This is a genomic window from Povalibacter uvarum (assembly GCF_014202975.1).
Lineage (GTDB): Bacteria > Pseudomonadota > Gammaproteobacteria > Steroidobacterales > Steroidobacteraceae > Steroidobacter > Steroidobacter uvarum.
Map to the genome: position 1 here is coordinate 179,253 of NZ_JACHHZ010000006.1, position 24,503 is coordinate 203,755.

Here is a 24,503-nt window from a genome sequence, read left to right on the forward strand (position 1 = left end):
GAGCGGTGACGGGCCAGAATAGCCGCCCTCCGCCGCTCCGACCCAATCGTCACTGAATGCCTCTACTCACGCTCCGCAACGCCGAGCTCGCCTACGGCCTGCATCCCCTCCTCGATCGCGCCAACCTCGCCATCCAGGATGGGGAGCGCATCGGCCTGATCGGACGCAATGGCACCGGCAAGTCCTCGCTTCTCAAGATCATCGCCCGGCAGGCGCCGCTCGATGACGGCGAGCTCGCGACCCAGGACGGCCTGCGCGTCGTCATGGTCGAACAGGAACCCGAGCTGCCCGAGGCCGGCTCGCTTCGCGAAAGCCTGGTCATGCGCGGCGCATTCGACGCCGTGCATGACGAACGCGAGCGCTGGCGAATCGAGGCGCGGCTCGATGAGTTTCTGCATCGTTTCGCAGTCATCCCCGATCGCGCACCGCGGACCACATCAGGCGGCGAACGCAAGCGTGCGGCACTCGCCCTCGCACTCGCATTGCAGCCCGACCTGCTCCTGCTCGACGAACCGACCAACCATCTCGACATCGACGGCATCACCGCGCTCGAGGATCTGCTGATCAAGGGGCCGACAGCCGTGATCATCACGCACGACCGCGCATTCCTCGATCGCGTCGTGACGCGCATCGTGGAACTGGACCGTGGCCTGCTTCGCTCGTATCCCGGCAACTTCGCCGCATACGAGACGCGGAAGAGCGAGCAGCTTGCCGCCGAAGAAGTCGTCAATCGCAAGTTCGACAAGTTCTGGGCGCAGGAAGAAGTCTGGATCCGCAAAGGCATCGAGGCGCGCCGCACCCGCAATGAAGGTCGCGTGCGTCGACTCGAAGGGCTGCGCGAAGAGCGTGCTGCTCGTCGCGAACGACTCGGCGACGTGAAGCTGACGCTCGATTCAGGCGAGCGCTCCGGCAAGCTCGTCGCGGAGCTCGAAGGCGTGAACAAGCGCTTCGGCGACAGGGTCCTCGTACGCAATCTGTCGATGCGAATCATGCGCGGCGACCGGCTCGGGCTCATCGGCCCGAATGGCGCCGGCAAGTCCACGCTGATCAAGCTGATCCTCGGCAGCCTGCAGCCCGACGCGGGGTCGATCCGGCTCGGCACCAACCTGCAGGTCGCGTACTTCGATCAGATGCGCGAACAGCTCGATCCGGAGAAGTCCGTCGTCGAGACGATCAGCCCCGGCTCCGACTGGATCGAGATCGGCACCGAGCGCAAGCACGTGATCACCTATCTCGCCGACTTCCTCTTTCCATCGCAGCGCGCGAACTCACCGGTAAAGGCACTCTCCGGCGGCGAACGCAACCGGCTGCTGCTCGCGCGGCAGTTCGCTCGCCCCGCCAACATTCTCGTGATGGACGAGCCGACCAACGATCTCGACATCGACTCACTCGAACTGCTCGAAAGCACGCTGCAGACGTACCCAGGCACGCTGCTGCTCGTCAGCCACGATCGTGCCTTCCTCGACAATGTCGTCACCCAGACGCTGGTCGCCGAAGGCGACGGCAAGTGGCAGGAGTACGTCGGCGGCTACACGGACTGGCTCGCCCAGCGACGAGCACCCGTCGTTGCCCCTGCCCCAAAGGCGAAAGCCGAGATCAAACCCGCACCCGCCGCTGCCTCCGCGGCCCCTGCAAAACTCAGCTACAAGGAAGCCCGCGAACTGGAACAGCTGCCCAAGGAAATCGAGCAGCTCGAGCAGGAACAGCAGGACCTCACGGCCCGCATGAGCAGCGCGGACTATCACCGCCAGGGCCCGGACCAGATCAAAGCCGACCGCAAGCGTTCGGAGGACATCGATGGGCTCCTCCAGCAGAAGTTCGACCGATGGGAGGCTTTGGAGGCACGCAAGGGATAGAAGCGGATAGCGGATGGTGACTGGGCAGCACCCGGATGAGATCAGGCCGACGGATCGGCTCTTGTTGTGGGTCCGGCTTCAGCCGGACGTTAGCCGGCGGAGCCGGCTCTGTCGCCTTCGGCGATGACGTCCGGCTAAAGCCGGACCCACAGGCAGAAGGCTGCCTGCGCACTCCTCCGGACCGGCCTTCGCGCATCAAGCGCGGAGCGCCTCTGACCAACCGCTAACGGCTAACCGCCAACCGCTTCTCCCTAACACTTGGTTACAAATTGCGTAACTCCCTGAAAATCCCACACCCCGGTCGTCTGCTATAACGCTGGCATGACGGAGCGGCAGCACATCCTGGTCGTCGACGACGATCGCGAGATTCGCAGCCTGTTGTGCGACTACCTGGAAAAGAACGGGTTTCGCACGACGGCGGTGGCGGACGGGAAAGGGCTGCGCCGTTCGATCGAGCACACTCACATCGACCTGATCGTCCTCGATCTCATGCTGCCGGGAGACGACGGGCTCACGCTGTGCCGCGAGATCCGCACTCGCTCGCAGGTTCCGATCATCATGCTCACCGCACTCGGTGAAGACATCGATCGCATCGTCGGCATGGAGGTGGGCGCGGACGACTACCTTGCAAAGCCGTTCAATCCGCGAGAGTTGCTTGTGCGCATTCGCGCGGTCCTGCGTCGTGCTGCTCATGCGCCGCGCGATCCGCTGCCCAACGAAGTGCGCGCCTACCGGTTTGCCGGCTGGCGGCTCGACATCACGTCCCGGACGCTCACGAACGAGAGCGGCAATGTCGTATCGCTGACGGGTGCTGAATTCCGGCTGCTTACGATTCTGCTGGCGCATCCGCATCGCGTCCTGAGCCGCGTCCAACTGGCCGAGCTCGCGAGCGGTCGCGACATCGATCCCTTCGATCGCAGCATCGACGTGCGCGTGAGCCGCCTGAGGCAAGTGCTCGGCGACGGCGGCCGATCGCCGCAGATCATCAAGACCATCTACGGTGAGGGTTATCTCATCGGCGTCGAGGTCGAACAGGAATGAGCATCGGGCTGCCGCAATCGCTGTTCAGTCGATTGCTCGCGGGCCTGCTGGCGGCAGTCGGCGTCGCGCTGATCGTCATCGTCGTGCTGATCATCCATGAGCGTCGGGATCTCGCGCTGTGGAGAAGCGGCGCGTGGAGCGCCGCTGACAATATCGCCGAAGCCAGCACCGAACTCATGAAGCTGGATGCCGAAGCGCGGCAGACGCAGGTAGAGGCTTATCGCACCCAGCGGCGGCTCGTGGAGAACAAGCGTCCACCGGGACCTCCGCATCCGCGCAAAGAAGCACAGCGAATTCAACAAGCCTTCGCGGAGAAGATTCGCACGCAGCTCGGGCCTCAGTACCAGGTCCAGATCTCGAACGCCCGCGGTCGCTGGCGCGATGTCATTCCCGTGTCCGGTAACTTCCAGATGCCGGAGGGCCGCCCACCTCCCGAAGGTGGACCGCCGAGCCCCAGGTCGCCGGACAGCTGGTATGACGTATCCGTGACGCTGCCCGATGGCGACAGCGTCGTGTTTCGCACGCTCGCACCGCAACCGGGCCCTCCGCTCCCGCGCCAGATATTCATCAATCTCGCATTGCTCACGGGCCTGCTCGCACTGGCGCTCTATGCGATGACGCGCACGATCACGCGACCCCTGTCGGACCTGGCGCGGGCCGCCGATGCAATCGGTCGCGGAGAAAGTCATCCGCCGTTGCCGGAGAAAGGGGCACGCGAACTGCGCGATGCCACGCACGCATTCAACACGATGCAGGAACGCCTGCATCGCTATCTCGACAGCCGCACTCGCGTACTCGCCGCGATGTCGCACGATTTGCGCACACCTCTGACACGCCTGCGCCTGCGCGCCGAAGCGATGGACGACACGGACGCGCAAGCCCGGTTCGTTGCCGACATCGACGAGATGAGCCGGATGGTGACGGGTGCATTGAATCTGTTCAAAGGACTGAACGACGAGGAACCGCAGCGGGCGATCGTCGTCGACGATCTGCTCGGCGAGATCCAGAAAGAGTTCGCGGAGCTGGGAGCAGCATTCGCCATCGAAGGTCACTCGGATGCGCCGCTGCTTGCTAAAGCCCAGAGCCTGAAGCGGTGTTTCTCGAACCTGCTGCACAACGCAGTGAAATACGGGACACAGGTCGTCGTGACCATCGCCGACGGCGACGAGCTCGTCGTTTCGATTCGCGACGATGGCCCGGGCATCCCCGCGGAAGAGCTCGAGCGCGTCTTCGAACCGTTCTATCGCGTCGAGGCTTCTCGCAATCGCGACACCGGCGGAACCGGCCTCGGCCTCAGCATCGCCCGCGACATCGTGCAGGCGCACGGTGGTTCGATCTCACTCACCAATCGAGCTGAAGGCGGACTCGAAGCGGTGGTGAAGCTGCCGCGCGGACGCAAGACCCAGGTCAGTTGACCGGTTGTCTTTGGCCCGCCGTCAGCGGGTCTTACAAAAAGTAACTATTGCTTACCCGTGCGCCTCGCATCGATCGATACATTCATTACGCATCACCTCAACAGGAGATTCGTAATGAAAACCCGCATCACCCTTGCAGCCATCGCGCTGCTCGCTGTCGGCAGCGCCGTTGCCGAACCGCCCGGCCCGCCTCCCGGTCACCGCGGCCCTGACATCGAACGCCTGGCTGTCCTGCTCGATCTCGATGAGGGCCAGAAGGTCGCCGTGAAGCAGGTCCTGGACGAGCAGTTCGCACAGCGGGCCGCGGCGAAGCAGCAGGCCCGCGACTCGCAGACCCGCCCTTCGCGCGAAGAATGGCAAGCGAAGCGCGAGGAGGCGCAGAAGGAAACGCTCGAAAAGCTCCGCGGCATCCTGAGCGATCAGCAGCTGACGAAGTTCCAGGCGCTGACTGAAGCTCGGCCGCGCGGTCCTCGGCCGGACAACTCAACGGGCGGCAACCAGTAGACATCGCCCGGCGTCCACGGGCTGCGGGAGATACCCGCAGCCCGGATTCAACCCGACCAGCAGGCCGAAAAACGCATACCTCGTTTTCCAATTCTTTGCTTCCCGGCTCCGCGCCGAGTAACTATGATCGGCCTCGACGGCGCAGGCCCCAGCAAGAGGGGCAAAGTCGACGCTTGATCGATCCGCGCCCGACGCTCGACAACAATCGCGACATCCTGTCGAAACGACCCTGTCGCAACGACCTGGAGTCGCTGCACACGTACAGGGGGCTTTCGAGTGACCGATCAGAATCAGGCAGCAGCGCCTGCCTCAAGCGCGATTCCGTATCCCACCTCGGGCCAGTCCTGGTACCTGGTGTTCGTCCTGATGATCTTCTACGTGTTCTCGTTCATCGACCGGCAGATCATTTCGCTGCTGATCGGCCCCATCAAACGAGACCTGGGAATCTCCGACACGCAGATCGGACTGCTGTCGGGATTCTCTTTCGCGCTGTTCTACTGCCTCCTCGGCATTCCCATCGGCTGGCTCGCGGATCGCAAGAATCGCAAGGCGATCATCGCAGTCGGCGTCATCGTGTGGTCGCTGATGGCGAGCTTGTGCGGAATGGCCAAGACGTTCGGGCAACTGTTCCTGGCGCGTGTGGGCGTCGGCGTAGGTGAAGCCGCATTGTCGCCGCCGGCGTATTCGATGATCACTGACGCCTTCCCGCGCGAGAAGCTCGGTCGCGCCTTCAGCATCTACAATCTCGGAATCGCCATCGGCAGCGGCATTGCCCTGCTGGTCGGTGGACTGGTCGTCGGCGCCGTCACCGGGGAAGGCAAGACGTTCACGCTGCCGTTGATCGGCGAGATTCGCGCGTGGCAATTCGTGTTCATCGTCACGGGTGCACCGGGCCTGCTGCTGCCGCTCCTTCTCCTTACAGTGCGCGAACCCGCGCGGCGCGGTCTCATCAAAGCCGAGCCGAATGCGGACGCGCCCGCCGACATCCCGCTTCGCGAGGTCGTCCGGTTCATGATCAAGAGCGGGCACTTCTACAGCCTGCACTTCATCGCACTCGCGCTGTTTGCGATGCTCGGCTACGCCGTAGGCGCGTGGCTGCCCGAAGTGATCCACCGCACCTATGACGTCCCGCCTTCGGATGTCGGCAAGGTGCTGGGAATCTCCGTTCTGTCGGTCAACGTCGCGGGCATCCTCTTCTTCGGACGCCTTTGCGACAAGCTGACCGCAAAGGGCCACACCGATGCGCCGATCATCGTGTGCTTCATCGTTGCGATCCTCATCGTGATCACCAGCACCGTGCCGTCGTTCATGCCGAACGTGACCCTCGCGTATGTCGCAATGTGTATCGCGGGCTTCCCCTTCCATGGCTACGTTGCGATGGGCCCGATGGCGGTCAACCAGGTGACGCCGAATCAGATGCGTGCGCAGGTGTCCGCGGTCTATCTCTTCGTCAACGCCTTCCTGGGGATCGGCGTCGGTCCGGCGCTCGTGCCCTTGATCAGCGATTACATCCTCAAAGATCCATCACAGATTCGCTGGGCGCTGGCCATCGTGGTGTTCGGTGCGGGCACTCTCGCCGCCATCCTGCTGTGGTTCGAACGCAAGCCGTTCCGCGCACGGATGGCTGCTGCAGCGCAGTGGCAGTAGTCACAGGCATCTTTTTCAGGGAAACCCTGACGCGCTCCGCGTGACGCCGCTCACACGGAGCGCGGCCAGCCCTGCCGATACAGGAGGTATCCGCAACGTCCGCGAGATGCCTCCATGCGCCCCTGGCTCGCCCTGCTCTTCAGTTGCGCCGCGACGCCGGCGCTCGCCGAATCCGAATGCACCGATTGCACGGGCTCCGATGCCCTGTCGGTCGAGGCCATTTACACGGCGGAAACCTGGCGCAATTTTTCCGGCGGAGCCGCGCAAGGCAACCGCTATCTCGACAATCTCGACCTGACGGTGAACCTCGACGGCGCTCGCTTCGGCGCGCCGGGCCTGCAGATCTTCGGTTACCTGCTCTACAACAACGGTCACAGCATCTCGGACCTGACCAACGTCGCACAGGGCACGAGCAACATCGAATCGTCGCGAGCCGTGCGCCTGTACGAGCTCTGGACCCAGTGGCAGTTCGGCGAAGGCGACAACTCGGTGAAGTTCGGTCTCTACGATCTGAACTCCGAGTTCGACAGCATCGAAACCTCGGGCCTGTTCATCAATCCCTCGCACGGCATCGGCGCCGATTTTGCGCAGACGGGTGAGAACGGCCCCTCGATCTTCCCGACGACCAGCCTTGGCGTTCGCGCACTCAAATCGTTCGATGCGTGGACCGTGCAGGCCGCCGTGCTCGACGGCGTGCCCGGCGACGTCGATCGTCCTGACCGCTCCGGCATTCACCTGTCGTCAGACGAAGGCGCCCTCGTCGTGGGCGAGCTCAACTATCGCACCGAATCGGGTGCGCGCTTCGGTGGCGGCTACTGGCGCTACACCGCGCAGTTCGACGATCTGACGGCGACGGATGTTGCTGGTGAGCCGGCGCAGCGCAACGACAACGCGGGTCACTACCTGATCGCCGAGTCGCCACTGTTGTTCTCCGAGGGCGAAGACCTCGGCACGCGACTGTTCGCGCGCACTGGCGTCGCGAACGATCACATCAATGCAATCCGTCGTTACTACGGCGCGGGCATCGCTCGCACGGGTGTCGGTTCGCGCGCCGCCGATCAAGTCGGCTTCGCCATCGCCGTCGCCGAACTCGGCGATCCGTTCCGTCAGGCCGAGGCTCTCGCCGGCACGGAAACGACGCGACGCGAGTACAACTACGAACTCACCTATCGCTCAGAGATCACGGACTGGCTGGCCTTGCAGATGGATCTGCAGTACGTCGACAACCCCGGCATGACGCCGTTTGTGGAGTCGGATTGGGCGGTCGGACTGCGGCTCGAGGTGGGCAGCAGCTGGGCGTGGTGAAGAAGAAGCAGATAGCGGATGGGGACTAGGCATAGCCGTTCAACAAGCTGCCTCTGGTTGTGGGTCCGGCTTTAGCCGGACGTTGGCCGGCGGAGCCGGCTCTGTCGCCTTCGGCGATGACGTCCGACTAAAGTCGGACCCACAGCAAGAGCGCTCTGCCCAGTCGCCATCTATTTCAGCCCAAACTCATCCGCATCCATGTGCGCCGGAAACTTTGCCCTGAACGCTTTCAGCGCCGTGTAGTCGAGCGTCACCGTCTGCACTGCCTCGCCTGCCAGGTCCGGAATCAACGGCTGGCCCATGAAATCGAGCGCAGCGCTGTCGCCCGTGTAGCTGACATCGAGACCGTCGGTGCCGACGCGATTCACGCCGATGCAGTAGCTGAGATTCTCGATCGCTCGCGCCTTCAGCAACGTTTGCCATGCATAGCGGCGGCGCTCCGGCCAGTTCGCTACGTACAGCAGCACATCATAAGCATGCGTCGCGCTGTGACGGCTCCACACGGGGAAACGCAGGTCGTAGCAGACGAGCGGACAGATCCGCCAGCCATTCAGATCGACCAGCAGTTGCTTCGAGCCAGACGCGTAGTGCTTGTGCTCCAGCGCCATGCGAAACAGATGCCGCTTATCGTAAGTCGCATGGCTACCGTCGGGGCGCATCCAGATCAGGCGATTGAAATAGTGGTCACCATCCTGCGTCACGATGCTCCCGGTGACCACGGCATCGAGGCCTTTCGACAACGTCCGCATCCACTGCGTCGTCGGGCCTTCGACGGGCTCCGCCACCTGGGCGGCCGCCATCGTGAATCCGGTGCTGAACATCTCCGGGAGCACGACCAGATCAGTCTGACCCGCAAGCGGCGCCAGGAGATGATCGAAACGGTCACGATTCGCCGCGGCGTCATGCCACGCAAGATCGGTCTGGATCAAGGAGACTTTGAGTGCAGCAGGCGTCATGACGCGACGCGCTCGAGCTGCCGCAGCTTCGCAGCCGCCTCGATCAATGTTTCGTCCTTCTTCGCGAAACAGAAACGGATGACATCGAGATGCGGCGGCGATTGGTAAAACGGCGACACCGGGATCGACGCAACCCCCGCGCTTCGCAATACGATGTCAGCGAACTCGGCATCCTGCACCGACGAGATGCCGCTGAAATCCAGCAGCTGAAAATACGTACCTTCGGACGGAATCCAGCGGAACGGTGATCCCTGCAACTGGCGCAGGAACAGATCGCGCTTGCGCTGGTAGAACCCAGACAGCTCGTTGCTGTGGCTCGGCTGCTGCTTCAGGAACTCCGCAATCGCGAGCTGCAACGGCGTCGCGATACTGAAGGTATTGAACTGGTGCACGCGCCGGATCTCGCGAGTGATGTCCGGCGGCGCGATCGCATAGCCGACGCGCCACCCCGTCGCATGCATCGTCTTGCCGAACGAGAAGCAGACGACTCCGCGCGCGTACAGTTCCTCGTGCCCGAACACACTGGCATGGCGCGCTCCGTCGTACACCATGTGCTCGTACACTTCGTCGGAGAGCACGAACGCATCCGTCGGTCGCAGCACTTCCGCAAGCTGATTCAGATCATCGCCCGACAGGATCATCCCGGTGGGGTTGTGGGGTGTATTGATCATTACCATGCGCAGTTTCGGCGTCACGGCCTCGCGCACTCGTTGCCAGTCGATCCTGAAATGCGGCGCTTGCAGCGGAATGTGCACGGGTCGCCCGCCAGCGAGGATGACCGCCGGCCCGTAAGAATCGTACGAAGGATCGAACAGGATCACATCGTCGCCCGGATGCACGAGCGCGCTGATCGCCGAAAAGATCGCCTCGGTAGCACCGAGCGTGATTGTGATCTCTGCTTCCGGATTCACAGTACGCCCGTAGTTCGCCTGCATCTTGCGGGCGATCTGCTCCCGCAGCGATGACTCGCCGATCATCGGCGCGTACTGGTTGTGCCCCGCCGACGTCTTCTGCGCGAGCAACTCCTTCAGCAGCTCCGGCGAGTCGAAGTCGGGAAACCCTTGCGCGAGGTTGATCGCGCCCATCTCGCGGGCGCGATTGGTCATGACCGTGAAAATGGTCGTGCCGACGTGGGGAAGTTTGGATTTCAGAGCCATGCGACGAAAGTGACGAAAGTCACGCGAGTGACCGCGCGTGCGCAGTTGTGCAGCCACTACCGGCGGCTACTTTCCCCCCGCCGCCGCCATCTGCATGTCCCGCTGCCGCCGCTTTTCCTGGGCGTGCATGAGGAAGCCGGCGATGACTACGCCGACGGTCACCAGGAGCACCATGATCGAGGCGAGCGCATTGATGTCGGGACTGACGCCGAGGCGGACTTTGGAGAAGATCACCATCGGCAGCGTGCTGGAGCCGGGGCCCGAAACGAAACTGGCGATGACGAGATCGTCGAGAGAAATCGTGAATGCGAGCAACCATCCCGACACGAGCGCCGGAGCGATGATGGGCAGTGTGATGAGGAAGAAAATCTTGGCGGGCCGGGCGCCGAGGTCCATCGCAGCTTCTTCGAGAGAATCATCGAGCGTCGACAGGCGCGACTGCACGATGACGGTGACGTAAGCCATCGTCAGCGTCATGTGGGCGATCGTGATCGTCGTGACACCCCGCCCCTGCGGCCAGCCGAAGAACTGCTCCATCGCGACGAACAGCACGAGCAGCGACAGGCCGGTGATGACTTCAGGCATCACGAGCGGTGCCGTCGTCATGCCCGAGAACAGCGTCCGGCCGCTGAACTTGCCGAAGCGCGCGAGGGCGAGACCGGCGAGCGTACCGAGGATCACCGCGCCGGTGGCGTTGATGGCGGCAATCTTCAACGACAGCCAGGCGGCGCTGAGGATCTGGTCGTTCGCGAAGAGCTTGCCGTACCACTCCGTCGAGAAGCCGCCCCACACCGTCACGAGTCGCGACTTGTTGAACGAGTAGATGACGAGCAACAGGATCGGGATGTAGAGGAACGCGAACCCGAACACGAGCGCGGAGATGCGAAACAGCGGCACGCGATTGCTCATCGGTGTGCCCCCCTGGCCTCTGCACTCTGCGCCCGCTGCAGGAGCACGATCGGGATTACGAGCAGCAGCAACAGCGCAATCGCGACGGCACTGGCGACCGGCCAGTCACGGTTACTGAAGAATTCAGTCCACAGTACTTTGCCGATCATCAGCGAATCCGGTGCGCCGAGAAGCGCGGGAATCACGAACTCACCCACAGCCGGAATGAAAACGAGCATCGATCCGGCGATGATGCCCGGCATCGACAGCGGCAGCGTGATCGTGAGGAACGACTTGAAGGGCCGGCTGCCCAGATCCGCGGCAGCTTCGAGCAGCGTCAGGTCCATCTTCTCGAGGTTCGAATACAACGGCAGGATCATGAACGGCAGGTACGAATACACGATGCCGACGTAGATGGCGAAGTCCGTCTGCAGCATCACGATCGGCTGATCGATGACCCCGAGCCACATGAGGAAGTTGTTGATGAAGCCATTGTTCTTCAGCAAGCCGATCCACGCGTAAACGCGCAGCAGGAACGACGTCCAGAAGGGCAGGATCACCATCATCAGCAGCACGTTGCGCCACGTCGACCTGGAGCGGGCGATCGCATAGGCAAGCGGATATCCGACGAGGAGACACAGCAGCGTGGAGATGAAGGCGACCTTCATCGAATTGAGATAGGCCTTCCAGTACAGATTGTCCTCGAACAGGAACATGAAGTTGCCGAGATTGAGCTTGATCTCGAGGACCTTGTCCCCCGCCCATTGGAACAACGGCTGATACGGAGGCGAGGCGATCTGCGTTTCCGAGAACGCGATCTTGAGAACGATGATGAAAGGAACGAGGAAGAACAGCAGCAGCCAGAAGTACGGGATCGCAATGACGGCAGTGCGGCCCCGCACACCCCATCGCAGGAGCCGTGCCTGCGTCCAGCGGTACGGCGGAAATTGCTGCAGAACGCGCAGGATCAGCTGCGCACCCGCGCTGTGTCGTTGCCCGCTGGGCGATTCCGCTTTGGCGATCATTCGCCGAGCACCACGGGGCTCGAGGGATGCCAGTGCACGTAGACCGACTGATCCCAGGTAATGAGATCGTCGGCGTGCCGATACGCATTGGGCTGGGTCACGCGCACGACCTTGCCGGAATCGAGCTGCACGAGATAGATCGACATGTCGCCCATGTATGCGATCTCTTTGACGACACCGTGCGCGACGTTGTCTGCCTGATCGGGCTTCTCGATCGAAATATTGATCTTCTCGGGCCGGACCGCGGCCCACAGCAGTACGTCCGGCGCCGAGCTCACACCGTGATCGACGAAGATCGTGCCGCCGAGTTCGGGCGATTCGATGCGCACCCGATCGGGCAGATCTTCGATCATGCGCCCCTGGAACATGTTGACGTTGCCGATGAACTCGGCGACGAACTTGCTGCTCGGATACTCGTAGATGTCTTTCGGCGTCCCGACCTGGACGATCTCGCCGAGATTCATCACGCCGATCCGGGACGAGAGCGTCATCGCCTCTTCCTGGTCGTGGGTGACGACGACGAATGTCACACCGAGCTGCTCCTGGAGGTTCACAAGCTCGAACTGCGTGTGTTCGCGCAGCTTCTTGTCGAGTGCGCCGAGCGGCTCGTCGAGCAGCAGCAGCTTCGGGCGTTTCACGAGCGAGCGCGCAAGCGCAACACGCTGGCGCTGGCCGCCTGACAATTGGTGGGGCTTGCGCTTGGCGAACTGAGCGAGCTTTACGAGCGCGAGCATGTCGGCTACGCGCGTAGCGATTTCCGCCTTCGGAACGCGGTCCTGCTTGAGGCCGAATGCAACATTCTGCTCGACCGTCATGTGCGGGAACAGCGCGTATGACTGGAACATCATGTTGACGGGGCGCTCGTACGGCGGAATGCCCGCCATGTCGACACCGTCGATCAGAATCTTGCCGCTGGTAGGCTCTTCAAAGCCCGCCAGCATGCGCAGGAGCGTCGTCTTGCCGCAGCCCGAGCCGCCGAGCAGACAGAAGAGCTCCTTCTTGTAGATCTTCAGCGAAACGTCATTGACAGCGACGAAGTCCCCGAACTTCTTCGTGACTCGCTCGATGCTGATGTATGGGACGGCTTGCGGGTCGTTCCAGGGCTGAATCTTGAGTTCGGGGCGGCTGCTAGGGGTGGCCATGATTCACCGCTGTTGTTGTTTGCGTCGCACGGCCATCGGGCTACGGGAAAAGGGTCACGGCCAGAATGCTCTTCCGGCCGTCACCCGTCGTCCGCAGCCCGTAGCCTTCTTCATCAGCTGCCCGTCGTGAACTTCGTCCACATACGGGTCATCAGGCGCGTGAAATCCTCGCCGTAGGCGAGCGAGGGGAACAGCTTCGCCTTCACTTCCGGCGTCGGGTAAATGCCCGGGTCGTTCTTCACTTCGTCGTTCACCATCGGCAGCGACGCGGCATTGCCGTTCGCGTAGTTCACGAAGTTCGAGTTGTTCGCGGCGACCTGCGGATCCATCAGGTAGTTGATGAAGGCGTGGGCATTCTTGGGATGCTTGGCATCCGTCGGAATGGCCAGCATGTCGAACCACACGATCGTGCCTTCCTTCGGGATGGCGTACTTGATGACCGTGCCCTGCCCTGCTTCCGCCGCGCGATCGCGCGACTGCAGGATGTCACCGCTCCAGCCCACGGCGACGCAAAGATCGCCGTTCGCGAGATCTTCGATGTACTGCGAGGAGTGGATCTTGCGGATGAACGGACGGATCGCCATCAGCTTCTCTTCGGCCGCCTTGAGATCTTCTTCCTTCTGGCTGTTCGGATCGCGGCCCATCCAGGCGAGCGTGATCTTCAGCAGCTCATCGGGAGCATCCAGCACGGACACGCCGCAATCCTTGAATTTCGCGATCTGCTTCGGATCGAAGATCAGATTCCAGCTGTCCACCGGCGTGTCGCCGAGGATCGCCTTGATCTTCGCCTCGTTGTAGCCGATGCCCGTCGTGCCCCAGAGATACGTGACCGAGTGTTCGTTGGCAGGATCGTGCAGGGCGACGCGCTGCATGATGTCCGGGTCCATGTTGCTCAGGTTCGGCAGCTGACCCTTGTCGAGCTTCTGGAAGACGCCGGCCTTGATCTGGCGCTCGAGGAACGATGCGGACGGGACGACCACGTCGAATCCGGAATTGCCCGCCAGCAACCGGGTTTCGAGCACGTCGTTGGAATCGAAGACGTCGTAGGTGACCTTGATGCCTGTCTTCTCTTCGAAGTTCTTGATGGTGTCTTCGGCGATGTAGTCCGACCAGTTGAAGACGTGAAGTACTTTCTCTTCTTCGCCCGCTGCAGCGGCCTGCGGTCCCTGCTGTGCCTCTTCCTTCTTGCCGCAAGCTGCCAGTACGACAGCGACGGCGGTTGCAGTCAGGGCAACGCGCAATTTGTTGTTCATCGGATGAGCTCTCCCCATGGTTGGTACGAGCCGGTCCCTACCGGCACCGGGCAACTGCGGGCAGCGTAGCGCACAGGAGGCCAGCAGGCCAACAGGCAGAGAAGATCGAACGCAGCCAGACCGACAACGAAAACACGGCCACAGCCACAACGGGTTCTCGTCCGAGTCCGGCCTGTGGGTCCCACTTCAGTGGGACGTCGGGGCCGAAGGCCTCTAGTCGCTAGCGCGATGACGTCCGGCTAAAGCCGGACCCACAGCAAGACACGGCTACCCGACGAAAAAATGAGCACTGACGGTGCAGCGATGCGAGCGAACGCACCGGCCTGGCAATCCGAGTCGTATTCTAGCCGGCCAGTTGGCTCGCCTTCTGCAGCGTCTCATCCAATGATCTGCGCGCTTTGTCCATCAACTCATCCACGTTCGCCCGTGTCATCACCAGCGGTGGCGCGATGATCATTGTGTCTCGCACGGCCCGCATCACCAGGCCATTTGAAATACAGATGTCACGACACAGTGTGCCGATCTCACCGGGGTCGGCGAAGCCCTGACGGGTTGCCTTGTCCTTGACCAGCTCGAGGGCTCCGATCAGGCCCACTCCGCGGGCCTCGCCCACCAGCGGGTGATCGGCGAGCTCGCGCCAGCGCTGCTGCAGATAGGGACCGATGTCGCTCCGGACCCGATCGACGATGCCCTCGTTACGCAGAATGTTGATGGTGGCGCAGGCCACCGCGCAGGCCGCGGGATGGCCGGAGTAAGTGAAGCCGTGATTGAAATCGCCGCCCTTCTCGATCAGGACCCGGGCGACCCGGTCGGCGACCATCACGCCGCCGATGGGCAGGTAGCCCGATGACATTCCCTTGGCGATCGGCATCAGGTCCGCTTCGATGCCGAAGTACTGCGAGCCGAACCATTCGCCGGTCCGGCCGAAGCCGCAGATCACCTCGTCGGCCACCAGCAGGATGCCGTAGCGCTGCGCGATCTTCTGGATCTCCGGCCAGTAGGTCGATGGCGGAATGATGACGCCCCCCGCACCCTGGATCGGTTCGCCGATGAAGGCCGCGACCTTGTCCGGTCCGATCTCGAGAATCTTTTCTTCCAGCGCGCGTGCCGCGACCTTGCCGAATTCCTCCGGCGACAGGTCCCCGCCTTCCCCGTACCAGTACGGCTGGCGAATATGCACGATACCCGGAATCGGCAGGCCGCCCTGGGCGTGCATCGGTGCCATGCCGCCGAGACTCGCCCCAGCCATGGTGCTGCCGTGATACGCATTCTTGCGGCTGATGATCACGGTGCGCTGCGGCTGTCCCAGCACATCCCAATAGCGGCGGACTGCACGGACCACCGTGTCATTCGCCTCCGATCCCGAGCCTGTGAAGAACACGTGTGTGTATTGCGGCGGCGTGACTTCGACGAGCAGGCGAGCCAGTTCGATCGCCGGCGGATGAGCGGCCTGGAAAAAGCTGTTGTAGTAAGGAAGCTCGAGCATCTGCCGGTATGCCACTTCGGCAAGCTCGCGGCGTCCGTAGCCGAGATTCACACACCAGAGTCCCGACATCCCGTCGAGGATCTGTCGGCCATCGGAATCGTAGAGATACACGCCCTCCGCGCGCGTGATGACGCGGGTGCCCTTGCGAGCCAGTGCGGCGTGATCGGTGAAGGGATGCAGGTAGTGCGCGGCATCCAGTGCCTGCCAGTCAGCCGTGGAACGGGACGGAATGAACGAGCTGGATGACGCAGTCATGATTTCAGCGGAAGCGGCGTGAGTAGTTCATGAAGACTCCGAATGTGGGCCGGTGATCAGGTCATCGATCGCCGTCACACGTTCAACAGAAGATGTTCGCGTTCCCAGGAGCTGATCACCTGCAGGAACGTCTCGTATTCGTTTTCCTTCACGGCGGCGTACGCCAGTACGAAACGCTCGCTCAGGATTTCGAGGAGCGGCCGGCAATCGCGCAGCAGGCGCAGCGCCTCTTCGATGTTTCGTGGCAATCCGAACGGCAGATCGTAGGCGCTGCCGGTGACAGGCTCAGTCGGCTTCAGACCCTCGATCATTCCCAGGTAGCCGCAAGTCAGCGATGCGGCGATCGCGATGTACGGATTTGCATCGGCACCAGCGATGCGATTCTCGACGCGGCGATTGGCCGGATTCGATACCGGCACCCTGAGACCCGCGGTGCGATTGTCATAGCCCCACTGCGTGTTGATCGGTGCCGAGTGATGCCGCGTGATGCGGCGATAGGAGTTCACGTTCGGCGCGAACAGCGACATCGCCGCGGGCAGGTACTTCTGCAGGCCGGCGATGTGAGAGAAGAACAGCTGTGACGGGCGGCCTTCCGCATCGCTGAAAACGTTCTTGCCGGTGCGACGGTCGATCACGCTCTGGTGAATGTGCATCGCGCTGCCCGGCTCGCGCGCCATCGGCTTCGCCATGAACGTCGCATACATCTTGTGACGCAGCGCTGCTTCGCGCGCCGTGCGCTTGAACAGGAACACCTGGTCCGCGAGCGACAGCGCGTTTCCGTGCAGCAGATTGATTTCCATCTGCGCGGCACCGTCTTCATGAATCAGCGTGTCGATCGCGATGTCCTGCGCTTCGCAGAAGGCGTAGACGTCGTCGAACAGCGGATCGAATTCATTCACTGCCGCAATCGAGTATGCCTGGCGACCGATCTCCGGCCGGCCCGAGCGGCCCATCGGCGGCTTGAGCGGATAGTCCGCATCGATGTTCGGTTCGACGAGGAAGAACTCCAGCTCAGGCGCAACGACCGGCTCCCAGCCGTGCTGCGCATAGAGCTCCAGCACGTGCTGGAGCAGATAGCGCGGCGCCATCGTGACCGGGCGGCCATCGGAATAGAAACTGTCGTGGATGACCTGCGCCGTGGGTTCGGCGGTCCAGGGCACGACGCGAATCGTGCTCGGATCCGCCTTCAGCACGACGTCGATTTCAGAAGGGCTGATGGCGCGATCGTCGTCCGGATATTCGCCGGTGACGGTCTGCAGGAAGATGCTCTCGGGCAGTCGCATCCCCTCGTCTTCCGCGAACTTCGCCGCGGGCATGATCTTTCCGCGCGGCACACCGGCCATGTCGGGAATTATCGCTTCGACTTCGGAGATACCGTGTTCTTTGAAGAATTGCTGGATGACGCTCATAAACGATCCTTGCGCGCGCGGGCGGTGGCGTATTGCCGGGCAGATTCGCCGAAGGCCGCAAACAGGGCGCGCGAAAACGGGTTGTCCTGGAATTTCCACTCGGGGTGCCACTGCACCGCGTGGGCGAACGACGGCGCATTCCTCACCCGGAAGGCTTCGACGATGCCATCCGGAGCACGCGCCTCGATGTCGAGACCGCGACCGAGTGTCTGCACTCCCTGGGAGTGCAATGAATTGACCTGAATCTGGTTCTGACCGCCGGCGAGCTGGTGCAGAAAGCTGCCGGGCACCAGTTCGACTTCGTGGGCCGGGCCGTACTGGGTGTCGACGGGCGCCTCGAGATCCTCTCGGTGATCGCTGAAGCCGTCGACCTCGTGAATCCGCTGCCAGAGTGTTCCGCCAAACGCGACGTTCATTTCCTGGAAACCCCGGCAGATCGCCAGCAAGGGCATCCCGGCTTCCACCACCCGCGGGATGAGCGGGAGGGTCGTCGCGTCGCGCTGAGGATCGTGCAACGTGCCCGGCGCGCTGCTGGGACCGCCGTAACGATGCGGCTCGACATTCGATGCGCTCCCCGTGAGCAGGATGCCGTCGAACCGCGAAAGCAGCTCCTCGAGGTTCGGCGAATCGCCGAACGAAGGAATGACGACGGGAATGGCGCCCGCACCCACTGCCACGGCATTGAGGTATTTCTCCCCCACACAGTGGAAGTAGTGATGTCCCAGCAGACGGCGGTCCGCAGGGACTCCTATGAGCGGCTTACCCGGCATAACGTTTAATATCTTTAACGACCGGCAGAGGTACCGGCGTCCAACCGACGGGGCATTTAACCACAACCGGGCCCTTTCCGCCCGCCCGAGGTTTACCGAGGGGGGCCATTTTCAGGCCTCACAAGGGCTTGCAGGCGGGTTCGGGGTGCCCGAAAGCTTGCCGGGCCGGCGATTGGGCCGGTATTCTCCCTGCGGCGGACGACGTCCAATCCGCTATCAAATCTTAAACAGGGTGCGCCTCATGGCAGTCGAAACACCGATCTCCGAGATCGCTGCCTTGCGGCGCGAGCATCCTGCTACCCGCTTCGTTGACATTCTGCTCGCGGATATCTGCGGCGTGCCCCGCGGTAAGCGCGTGACGATAGAAGAGCTGCCCGGCGTTTACGAAGGCGAGTTCCTGCTGCCGGGATCGATGTTCGCGCTCGATGTTCAAGGCGGCACGATCCAGGAAACGCACCTCGGCTTCGATGAAGGCGACGCCGACCGTGCATGCATGCCGATCGAAGGCACCCTGCTGCCGGTACCGTGGTGCAGCGGCGAAGTCGCGCAACTCCAGGTGACGATGCGCGATCGCGATCGCAGTCCCTTCTTCGGTGATCCGCGCCACGTGCTCGCGAACGTGCTGAAGCGATTCCGGTCGCTCGGCCTGACGCCGGTCGTCGCAGTGGAGCTCGAATTCTATTTCCTCGATCGCGAACGCACGCCGCAGGGGCGAATTCAGCCGCCGCGCATGCCGCTCACCGGGCGCCGCGAATTCCGGACCCAGATCAACTCGATGGTGGATCTGAACGAGTACTCCTCGGTGCTCGCCGACATCTCAGCCGCATGCACTGCCCAGAAGATTCCTTCGGGCACGGCGCTCGCCGAATACGGCCCGGGCCAGTTCGAAGTGAATCTGCATCATTCCGCAGACGCACTCCGCGCCTGCGACGAAGCGATCCGCTTCAAGCGACTGGTGCGTGGCGTGGCGACCCGTCACGGCATGGAAGCGACGTTCATGGCCAAGCCCTATGCCGAGATGGCCGGCAGCGGTGCTCACCTTCACGTGAGCGTGCTCGACGAATCGGGACGCAACATCTTCGAATCGCCCGATGCCGGCGGCAACGAGACGCTGCATCACGCAATCGGCGGGCTCGCGGAAACGATGAACGACGTTATGCTGGTTCTCGCGCCGACCATCAACTCCTATCGCCGCTATCGTCCGGAGGCTTACGTTCCGCTGAACCCGTCGTGGGCGGTGAACAACCGGGGCACAGCGCTGCGCATTCCGGTGAGCTCACCGGTGAATCGACGCGTTGAACATCGCGTCGCCGGCGCGGATGCGAATCCATACTTGCTGACCGCCGCGGTCCTCGCGGGCATTCACCACGGACTCGAGCGGAAGATCCAGCCCGGCCCGCCGCTCGCAGGCAACGCTTATCGCGATCACACGCCGTCACTGCCGCTCACCTGGCCGGAAGCCGCATTCGCATTCGAGCGCAGTGAGTTCGTGAAAGACTACTTCGGGCCAGCCTTTCAATCGTTGTTTGCGACGACGCGCCGCGGCGAGTTCCGCGCCTTCGAGCTGAATGTGTCGCCGCTGGAATATGAGTGGTATGTGACGACCAGTTAGCGTCGTCATCCCGCGCAGGCGGGAATCCATGCCTTTAGAAGATGGATCCCCGTTTGCGCGGGGATGACAACTCCCACGTCGACAGCCGCTCCATGACTCCACCGCATATCGATTCCTACTACGCGGCCTCCGCCAACCCGTCGCCGAGCCATCCTCAGCTCGCTGGCGACGTCGACGCGGACGTGTGCGTCATTGGCGGGGGCATCGCCGGCTGTTCGACTGCATTGCATCTCGCCGAGCGCGGTTATCGCGTCGCGCTGATCGAATCGAAGCGCATTGCATGGGGTGCTTCGGGCCGCAGCGGCGGCCAGGCGATCGTGGGTTTTGCGAGCGGACAGCAAAAGCTGATCGACCAGCTCGGGTTCGACGATGCACGCAAGCTCTGGGATGTCTCTGTCGAAGCATTGAGCCTGCTGAAGGATCGCGTTGCGCGCCACGCGATCGACTGCGACCTCCACTGGGGCCAGATGCACGTTGCGATCAAGCAGCGCCAGCGCGACGTATTGCTCGCTGAGAAAGAGGAACTCGAACGCAAATACGGATACTCGCATCTGCGCTTCGTCGAGCGAGACGCACTGCAGTCGTTGCTCACGACGCAGCGCTACTGCGCCGGCCTGTATGACAGCGGCAGCGCGCACCTGCATCCGCTGAACTACACGCTGGGCCTGGCCGCCGCGGCTCAAGCCGCAGGCGTCAGCATCTTTGAGAACACGACGGCACTGGAAATCATCAAAGCCGATCCGGCCACGGTTCGCTGCGCTACCGGCCGTGTTCGAGCGCGCTTCGTCGCGGTCTGCTGTAACGCGTATATCGACGGCCTCGCGCCGGAACTCCAATCGCGCATCATGCCGGTCGGCACATACATCGTCGCGACCGCGCCGCTCGGCGAAGCCCGGATGACCGGGCTGATGCGCGAGAATATTGCGATCACCGACATCAATTTCGTGCTCGATTACTTTCGCCGTTCCGCGGATCACCGCCTGCTCTTCGGCGGCCGCGTGAGCTACTCGGGCCTCGACGCATTCGACACCAAGAGCGCCACTCGCAAGCGCATGGTGAAGGTATTCCCACAACTCGCCGACGTGCCCATCGAATACGCATGGGGCGGCTACGTCGACATCACGATGAATCGCGCCCCGGACTTCGGACGCATCGCTCCGAACGTGTACTACCTGCAGGGGTTCTCAGGTCACGGGATTGCGTTGACCGGCATTGCGGGGAAGCTCGTCGCCGATTCCATCTGCGGTCAAAGCGAGCGGTTCGATCTGTTCGCGAAAATTCAGCACCGCAAGTTCCCGGGCGGGAGCCTGCTTCGAACACCAGCGCTGGTGCTCGCCATGCTGTGGTACCGGATGAGGGATTGGCTGTAGTACGACGAGCCGCGATCAGCGAGCACTTTCCTCGTACACCGCCCCGCTCGTACACGTCTCGTGCACGACGACTTTCTGCAATAGCGGCAGCACTGCCTTCGTCTCATTCCACACCCAGCGCGCAAGATTCTCGCTGGTTGGATTCTCGAGGCCGGGAATTTCGTTCAGGTAGTGATGATCGAGGCGATCGTAGATGGGCTGGAACGCCGCCTTCACGTCGGCGAAGTCCATCACCCAGCCGCTGTGCGGATCGACGGGCCCGCCGATGTGCAGCTCGATGCGAAAGGAATGACCGTGCAGTCGCGAGCACTTGTGACCCGCGGGCACGTTCGGCAAGCGATGCGCGGCTTCGATGGTGAACGCGCGAAAAATTTGCATTCAGGTCACAGCGATCAGAGGACCGCGTCAGCGAGCGGCGGTCGATTCTCTCCGAACTAACCGCCAACCGCTAACCGCTAACCGCTTCTGCCTTCAAGCCGCTTTGCGGCGACGGGCGCTCGACGAGCAGCTGCAGGTGCCACAGGTGCAGCGGATCGCGCTGCAATCCTTGCAGACAGCGAAATCCACGGAACCGAAATGACGACGGCAATGCTCGCAATACGGCTTGCGACGGCCGCCACGGGCAGTGCGATACGAATCCACAGCCTCGACGTACTCAGCCGTCTGCGCATCGGGGCACTGGGCGAGATCCTTGCTGACGATCGCGCGCATGAAAGTCGTCGCCGTCATCGAGCCGACCTTGAACAGGCGCATCTGCTCTTTCGCGAGACCCATCTGCGCGACCGGGTCGTAAATCACCACGCCCAGCTTGGGATGAAACTGAACCTGAAAGGGATCGGCGCTCATAAGCGTGCACTCTATGCTGTGCCCTGGCCTCGTTGGCCGGACGTGAAATCGAAGTCTCGCGCAGGGGTTATTACGGGGGCCCGTAATGCAGCCGCAATTGTGCTGCAACGCACGAGTCACAATCAATCCATGACAACCCTATTTCCCTAGTTCGTATACAAGATTACGCCCCAGGGGCGACGACGTCCGTTCGTAGGTTCCGAGATGCGGCTGCTCTGACGCGGGTTCAAGGCGATCCGCCGGCGGATTGCGGCGAAAATGCCTGCGGAATCACTATTTTTGCCGGATCCGCCAGGGTCAACTGGTAGCACTGGTGGATACGCGGGCTACGCCTGAAATCCCAGGGAAGCGTGGCTGTCGTGAGATCTTCGACCGCAAAAGCCCCCAGAGCGTTCCGGTCGAGGCGGAATCGCGTGTAGTTATTTGAGAACACGATCACACCCTGGGGCGCGAGCAACTTCGCGGCCAGCATCAAAAGCATTACGTGGTCGCGCTGCACATCGAAGTCATCTTCCATGCGCTTCGAACGCGAGTGGGTCGGCGGATCGATGAACATAAGCTCCCACGGCCGGAATCCCGCCGTCCGCGGTCTTTCCGCCTGCTCCCGCAACCACGCCATGCAGTCCGCCTGCACGAATCCGTGTTCCGGCTGGGCCATGTCATTGAGCGCGAGGTTGCGCTTTGCCCACTCCAGGTAGGTGCGCGACATGTCGATGGTCGTCGAAGACGTCGCGCCACCGCCGGCCGCATACACAGTCGCGGTTCCGGTATAGGCGAACAGGTTGAGGAATTTCTTGCCGCGCGCGAGCTCGCCGACTCTTTGTCGCGTCAGCCGGTGATCGAGAAACAGCCCGGTGTCGAGATAGTCGTGGAAGTTCACGACGAAGCGATACGATCCCTCGCGCACCTCTTCGAACTGACGCTCGTTGCTGACCTTCTCGTATTGCGCGACGCCCTTCTGCTGCCTGCGCCGGCGCAGGTGAATCCGATCGGTCGGCAGCGCGAGCACTTCCGGAATCACGGCGAGAACTTCGCGCCTGCGTGCGCGAACCGCCTCGACCTCGATCGTGCGTGGCGCCTCGTATTCCTGAACATAAGCCCACGGCTGATCCGTACCGTTGCCATACAGATCGATCGCAAACGCGTACTCAGGCATGTCGGCGTCGTAGACGCGGTAGCAGTGAACGCCTTCGCGCTGCGCCCAATCCTTCGCTGCCTTCAGGTTCTTTCGCAGCCGATTCGCGAACATCTGTGCGCCCGGCTGATTGCGAATCGCCTGCTCGTCCTCTGCTGAACGCGCTGGCCGATCCGCGCCGCGATACTCCGATGGCTCGATATCGAAACGCAGCAGACGACATTCGATTCGTCCGTTGAACAGCGTGTGGCTGCGCTTCGCATTGATACCGATCGCTTTTGCGAGCGGTGGATTACCGGTGAACACCGCGCCCTTCCAGCCTTCGAAATGCTCGCGCAGTTTCGCGCCGAGCAGCTCGTAGACTGACTGCAGCCTCTCCTGATCGCCGATGCGCTCGCCGTAGGGAGGATTGGTGACAACGAGTCCGGTTGCGCCGCTGTCCCGCGTCAGCTGCGCAAGATCGCGCCGCTCGACGTGAATGAAGCCGCGCAGGCGAGCGCGCTCGACGTTCTCGATTGCCGCCCTCACGGCACCGGCATCCTGGTCGTAGCCGCGCAGCGTCAAACGTCTGTCCAGCGTCGCCGTGCGGCGCTCGCGAGCTTCCTCGACCAGGCGCCGCCACAACTCACGATCGTGACCCGCCCAGCCGATGAGGCCGAAATAACTGCGCATCGAACCCGGCGCGATGTCGAGCGCCATCAGCGCAGCTTCGATCGGCAGCGTGCCGGAACCGCACATGGGGTCGACGAGCTCTCCACCGTCCTTCGCGATCGCGGGCCAGCCGCAGCGAAGCAGGATGGCTGCGGCGAGATTCTCCTTAAGCGGTGCAGCGACACCACGTGCGCGATACGCGCGTCGATGCAGACTGTCGCCTGACAGATCGAGACTGACAGTCGCGCGGTCCCGGTCGAGACGCACATCGATCTGCACCTCGGGCTGCTCGAGCTGTACCGACGGACGCTCTCCGGTGCGCTCGCGCATGAAATCGACGATCGCATCCTTGGTCTTCAGCGCACCGAAATGCGTATGCGTGATGCCGCTCGTGGTTCCGGCGAGCTCGACCGCGAGTGTTCCATTCGGCTTGATGTGATCCGCCCATGAAATGGACTTCACGCCTTCATACAAGGCCTCGGGCGTCGGCGCGGCGAAGGAGCCGACCGGCATGAGCACCCGGCTTGCCGTTCGCGACCACAGGCAGGCGCGATAGGCGACTTCGAGCGTGCCTTCGAACTGCACGCCGAGCTTGAACTCACGGCATTGAACAGCGCCGCAGTCGCGCAGCTCAGCGGCGGTCAGGTCGGCGACGCCAGGTGGACAGGAAGCGAAGAATTGCATCGTATCAAGCCGAAGATTTCACACGGAGTTCACGGAGCAACGACCCGCAGACCGGATCATTCCATGGTCTGCGTGATCTCCGTGAACTTCATGTGA

Annotated in this window: 20 protein-coding genes; 8 read left to right on the forward strand and 12 right to left on the reverse strand. The window is 62.6% G+C overall.

What is annotated here, in order from left to right:
* Positions 1-56 precede the first annotated feature (56 nt).
* From HNQ60_RS23135 to HNQ60_RS23160, 6 genes are all read left to right on the forward strand, one after another.
* Complete coding sequence (locus HNQ60_RS23135) at positions 57-1,856, forward strand: ATP-binding cassette domain-containing protein (RefSeq protein WP_184335152.1); 1,800 nt, start codon at positions 57-59, stop codon at positions 1,854-1,856.
* A gap of 321 nt (positions 1,857-2,177) precedes the next feature.
* Positions 2,178-2,897 (forward strand): response regulator, encoded by a 720-nt coding sequence (locus tag HNQ60_RS23140; protein WP_184335153.1) that lies wholly within the window; start codon positions 2,178-2,180, stop codon positions 2,895-2,897.
* The gene (locus HNQ60_RS23145) at positions 2,894-4,312 is read left to right on the forward strand and encodes an ATP-binding protein (RefSeq protein ID WP_184335154.1); all 1,419 of its coding nucleotides are present in this window, start codon (positions 2,894-2,896) and stop codon (positions 4,310-4,312) included. The genes HNQ60_RS23140 and HNQ60_RS23145 overlap by 4 nt, the downstream gene beginning before the upstream one ends.
* A 114-nt stretch (positions 4,313-4,426) precedes the next feature.
* Positions 4,427-4,816, forward strand: coding sequence for a hypothetical protein (locus HNQ60_RS23150; protein ID WP_184335155.1), 390 nt, complete (start codon positions 4,427-4,429; stop codon positions 4,814-4,816).
* Between the two features lie 276 nt (positions 4,817-5,092).
* On the forward strand, positions 5,093-6,463 hold the full coding sequence (locus tag HNQ60_RS23155) for a spinster family MFS transporter (RefSeq protein ID WP_184335156.1): 1,371 nt from the start codon (positions 5,093-5,095) through the stop codon (positions 6,461-6,463).
* Positions 6,464-6,577: 114 nt separating this feature from the next.
* On the forward strand, positions 6,578-7,768 hold the full coding sequence (locus HNQ60_RS23160; protein WP_184335157.1) for a carbohydrate porin: 1,191 nt from the start codon (positions 6,578-6,580) through the stop codon (positions 7,766-7,768).
* 170 nt (positions 7,769-7,938) lie between these two features.
* Here HNQ60_RS23160 and HNQ60_RS23165 read toward each other — a convergent pair whose 3' ends face one another.
* The 9 genes from HNQ60_RS23165 to HNQ60_RS23205 all read right to left on the reverse strand — a co-directional run bounded on the left by HNQ60_RS23165 (position 7,939) and on the right by HNQ60_RS23205 (position 18,109).
* Positions 7,939-8,724 carry an amidohydrolase gene (locus tag HNQ60_RS23165; RefSeq protein ID WP_184335158.1) on the reverse strand — a complete coding sequence of 262 codons (786 nt, stop codon included), beginning with the start codon at positions 8,722-8,724 and terminating at the stop codon, positions 7,939-7,941.
* Complete coding sequence (locus tag HNQ60_RS23170; RefSeq protein ID WP_184335159.1) at positions 8,721-9,881, reverse strand: methionine aminotransferase; 1,161 nt, start codon at positions 9,879-9,881, stop codon at positions 8,721-8,723. The genes HNQ60_RS23165 and HNQ60_RS23170 overlap by 4 nt, the downstream gene beginning before the upstream one ends.
* Positions 9,882-9,947: 66 nt before the next feature.
* Positions 9,948-10,790 (reverse strand): ABC transporter permease subunit, encoded by an 843-nt coding sequence (locus HNQ60_RS23175; protein WP_184335160.1) that lies wholly within the window; start codon positions 10,788-10,790, stop codon positions 9,948-9,950.
* The gene (locus tag HNQ60_RS23180; RefSeq protein WP_184335161.1) at positions 10,787-11,794 is read right to left on the reverse strand and encodes an ABC transporter permease subunit; all 1,008 of its coding nucleotides are present in this window, start codon (positions 11,792-11,794) and stop codon (positions 10,787-10,789) included. The genes HNQ60_RS23175 and HNQ60_RS23180 overlap by 4 nt, the downstream gene beginning before the upstream one ends.
* Positions 11,791-12,936: an ABC transporter ATP-binding protein gene (locus HNQ60_RS23185; protein ID WP_184335162.1), complete on the reverse strand. Its 1,146-nt coding sequence runs from the start codon at positions 12,934-12,936 to the stop codon at positions 11,791-11,793. The genes HNQ60_RS23180 and HNQ60_RS23185 overlap by 4 nt, the downstream gene beginning before the upstream one ends.
* A 113-nt stretch (positions 12,937-13,049) precedes the next feature.
* Positions 13,050-14,189 carry a polyamine ABC transporter substrate-binding protein gene (locus HNQ60_RS23190; RefSeq protein WP_184335163.1) on the reverse strand — a complete coding sequence of 380 codons (1,140 nt, stop codon included), beginning with the start codon at positions 14,187-14,189 and terminating at the stop codon, positions 13,050-13,052.
* 343 nt (positions 14,190-14,532) lie between these two features.
* Entirely contained in the window at positions 14,533-15,930 is a 1,398-nt protein-coding gene (locus HNQ60_RS23195; RefSeq protein WP_184335164.1) for an aspartate aminotransferase family protein, read from the reverse strand.
* A gap of 74 nt (positions 15,931-16,004) precedes the next feature.
* On the reverse strand, positions 16,005-17,339 hold the full coding sequence (locus HNQ60_RS23200) for a glutamine synthetase family protein (RefSeq protein ID WP_184335165.1): 1,335 nt from the start codon (positions 17,337-17,339) through the stop codon (positions 16,005-16,007).
* Complete coding sequence (locus HNQ60_RS23205; protein ID WP_184335166.1) at positions 17,336-18,109, reverse strand: gamma-glutamyl-gamma-aminobutyrate hydrolase family protein; 774 nt, start codon at positions 18,107-18,109, stop codon at positions 17,336-17,338. Before HNQ60_RS23205 ends, HNQ60_RS23200 begins: the two co-directional genes overlap by 4 nt.
* A gap of 241 nt (positions 18,110-18,350) precedes the next feature.
* Here HNQ60_RS23205 and HNQ60_RS23210 point away from each other — a divergent pair, with 241 nt between their 5' ends.
* Positions 18,351-19,721, forward strand: coding sequence for a glutamine synthetase family protein (locus HNQ60_RS23210; protein ID WP_184335167.1), 1,371 nt, complete (start codon positions 18,351-18,353; stop codon positions 19,719-19,721).
* A 92-nt stretch (positions 19,722-19,813) separates the two neighbouring features.
* The gene (locus HNQ60_RS23215; protein WP_184335168.1) at positions 19,814-21,091 is read left to right on the forward strand and encodes an NAD(P)/FAD-dependent oxidoreductase; all 1,278 of its coding nucleotides are present in this window, start codon (positions 19,814-19,816) and stop codon (positions 21,089-21,091) included.
* A gap of 15 nt (positions 21,092-21,106) precedes the next feature.
* On the opposite strand, the gene queD is transcribed toward HNQ60_RS23215, so the two are convergent.
* From queD to rlmKL, 3 genes are all read right to left on the reverse strand, one after another.
* Positions 21,107-21,469, reverse strand: a complete 363-nt coding sequence (gene queD, locus HNQ60_RS23220) for a 6-carboxytetrahydropterin synthase QueD (protein WP_184335169.1) — start codon at positions 21,467-21,469, stop codon at positions 21,107-21,109.
* Between the two features lie 93 nt (positions 21,470-21,562).
* On the reverse strand, positions 21,563-21,937 hold the full coding sequence (locus tag HNQ60_RS23225; RefSeq protein ID WP_184335170.1) for a hypothetical protein: 375 nt from the start codon (positions 21,935-21,937) through the stop codon (positions 21,563-21,565).
* A gap of 226 nt (positions 21,938-22,163) precedes the next feature.
* Positions 22,164-24,407: a bifunctional 23S rRNA (guanine(2069)-N(7))-methyltransferase RlmK/23S rRNA (guanine(2445)-N(2))-methyltransferase RlmL gene (gene rlmKL / locus HNQ60_RS23230; RefSeq protein ID WP_184335171.1), complete on the reverse strand. Its 2,244-nt coding sequence runs from the start codon at positions 24,405-24,407 to the stop codon at positions 22,164-22,166.
* Positions 24,408-24,503: the final 96 nt, after the last annotated feature.

Bases quoted from the DNA above. Each gene is read 5' to 3' on its own strand.
- HNQ60_RS23210 (WP_184335167.1), top strand. From the start codon at position 18,351: ATGGCAGTCGAAACACCGATCTCCGAGATCGCTGCCTTGCGGCGCGAG.
- HNQ60_RS23165 (WP_184335158.1), bottom strand. From the start codon at position 8,724: ATGACGCCTGCTGCACTCAAAGTCTCCTTGATCCAGACCGATCTTGCG.
- HNQ60_RS23200 (WP_184335165.1), bottom strand. From the start codon at position 17,339: ATGAGCGTCATCCAGCAATTCTTCAAAGAACACGGTATCTCCGAAGTC.
- HNQ60_RS23170 (WP_184335159.1), bottom strand. From the start codon at position 9,881: ATGGCTCTGAAATCCAAACTTCCCCACGTCGGCACGACCATTTTCACG.
- HNQ60_RS23195 (WP_184335164.1), bottom strand. From the start codon at position 15,930: ATGACTGCGTCATCCAGCTCGTTCATTCCGTCCCGTTCCACGGCTGAC.
- HNQ60_RS23150 (WP_184335155.1), top strand. From the start codon at position 4,427: ATGAAAACCCGCATCACCCTTGCAGCCATCGCGCTGCTCGCTGTCGGC.
- HNQ60_RS23205 (WP_184335166.1), bottom strand. From the start codon at position 18,109: ATGCCGGGTAAGCCGCTCATAGGAGTCCCTGCGGACCGCCGTCTGCTG.
- HNQ60_RS23175 (WP_184335160.1), bottom strand. From the start codon at position 10,790: ATGAGCAATCGCGTGCCGCTGTTTCGCATCTCCGCGCTCGTGTTCGGG.
- HNQ60_RS23180 (WP_184335161.1), bottom strand. From the start codon at position 11,794: ATGATCGCCAAAGCGGAATCGCCCAGCGGGCAACGACACAGCGCGGGT.
- HNQ60_RS23140 (WP_184335153.1), top strand. From the start codon at position 2,178: ATGACGGAGCGGCAGCACATCCTGGTCGTCGACGACGATCGCGAGATT.
- HNQ60_RS23145 (WP_184335154.1), top strand. From the start codon at position 2,894: ATGAGCATCGGGCTGCCGCAATCGCTGTTCAGTCGATTGCTCGCGGGC.
- HNQ60_RS23190 (WP_184335163.1), bottom strand. From the start codon at position 14,189: ATGAACAACAAATTGCGCGTTGCCCTGACTGCAACCGCCGTCGCTGTC.
- HNQ60_RS23225 (WP_184335170.1), bottom strand. From the start codon at position 21,937: ATGAGCGCCGATCCCTTTCAGGTTCAGTTTCATCCCAAGCTGGGCGTG.
- HNQ60_RS23215 (WP_184335168.1), top strand. From the start codon at position 19,814: ATGACTCCACCGCATATCGATTCCTACTACGCGGCCTCCGCCAACCCG.
- HNQ60_RS23185 (WP_184335162.1), bottom strand. From the start codon at position 12,936: ATGGCCACCCCTAGCAGCCGCCCCGAACTCAAGATTCAGCCCTGGAAC.
- rlmKL (WP_184335171.1), bottom strand. From the start codon at position 24,407: ATGCAATTCTTCGCTTCCTGTCCACCTGGCGTCGCCGACCTGACCGCC.
- queD (WP_184335169.1), bottom strand. From the start codon at position 21,469: ATGCAAATTTTTCGCGCGTTCACCATCGAAGCCGCGCATCGCTTGCCG.
- HNQ60_RS23160 (WP_184335157.1), top strand. From the start codon at position 6,578: ATGCGCCCCTGGCTCGCCCTGCTCTTCAGTTGCGCCGCGACGCCGGCG.
- HNQ60_RS23135 (WP_184335152.1), top strand. From the start codon at position 57: ATGCCTCTACTCACGCTCCGCAACGCCGAGCTCGCCTACGGCCTGCAT.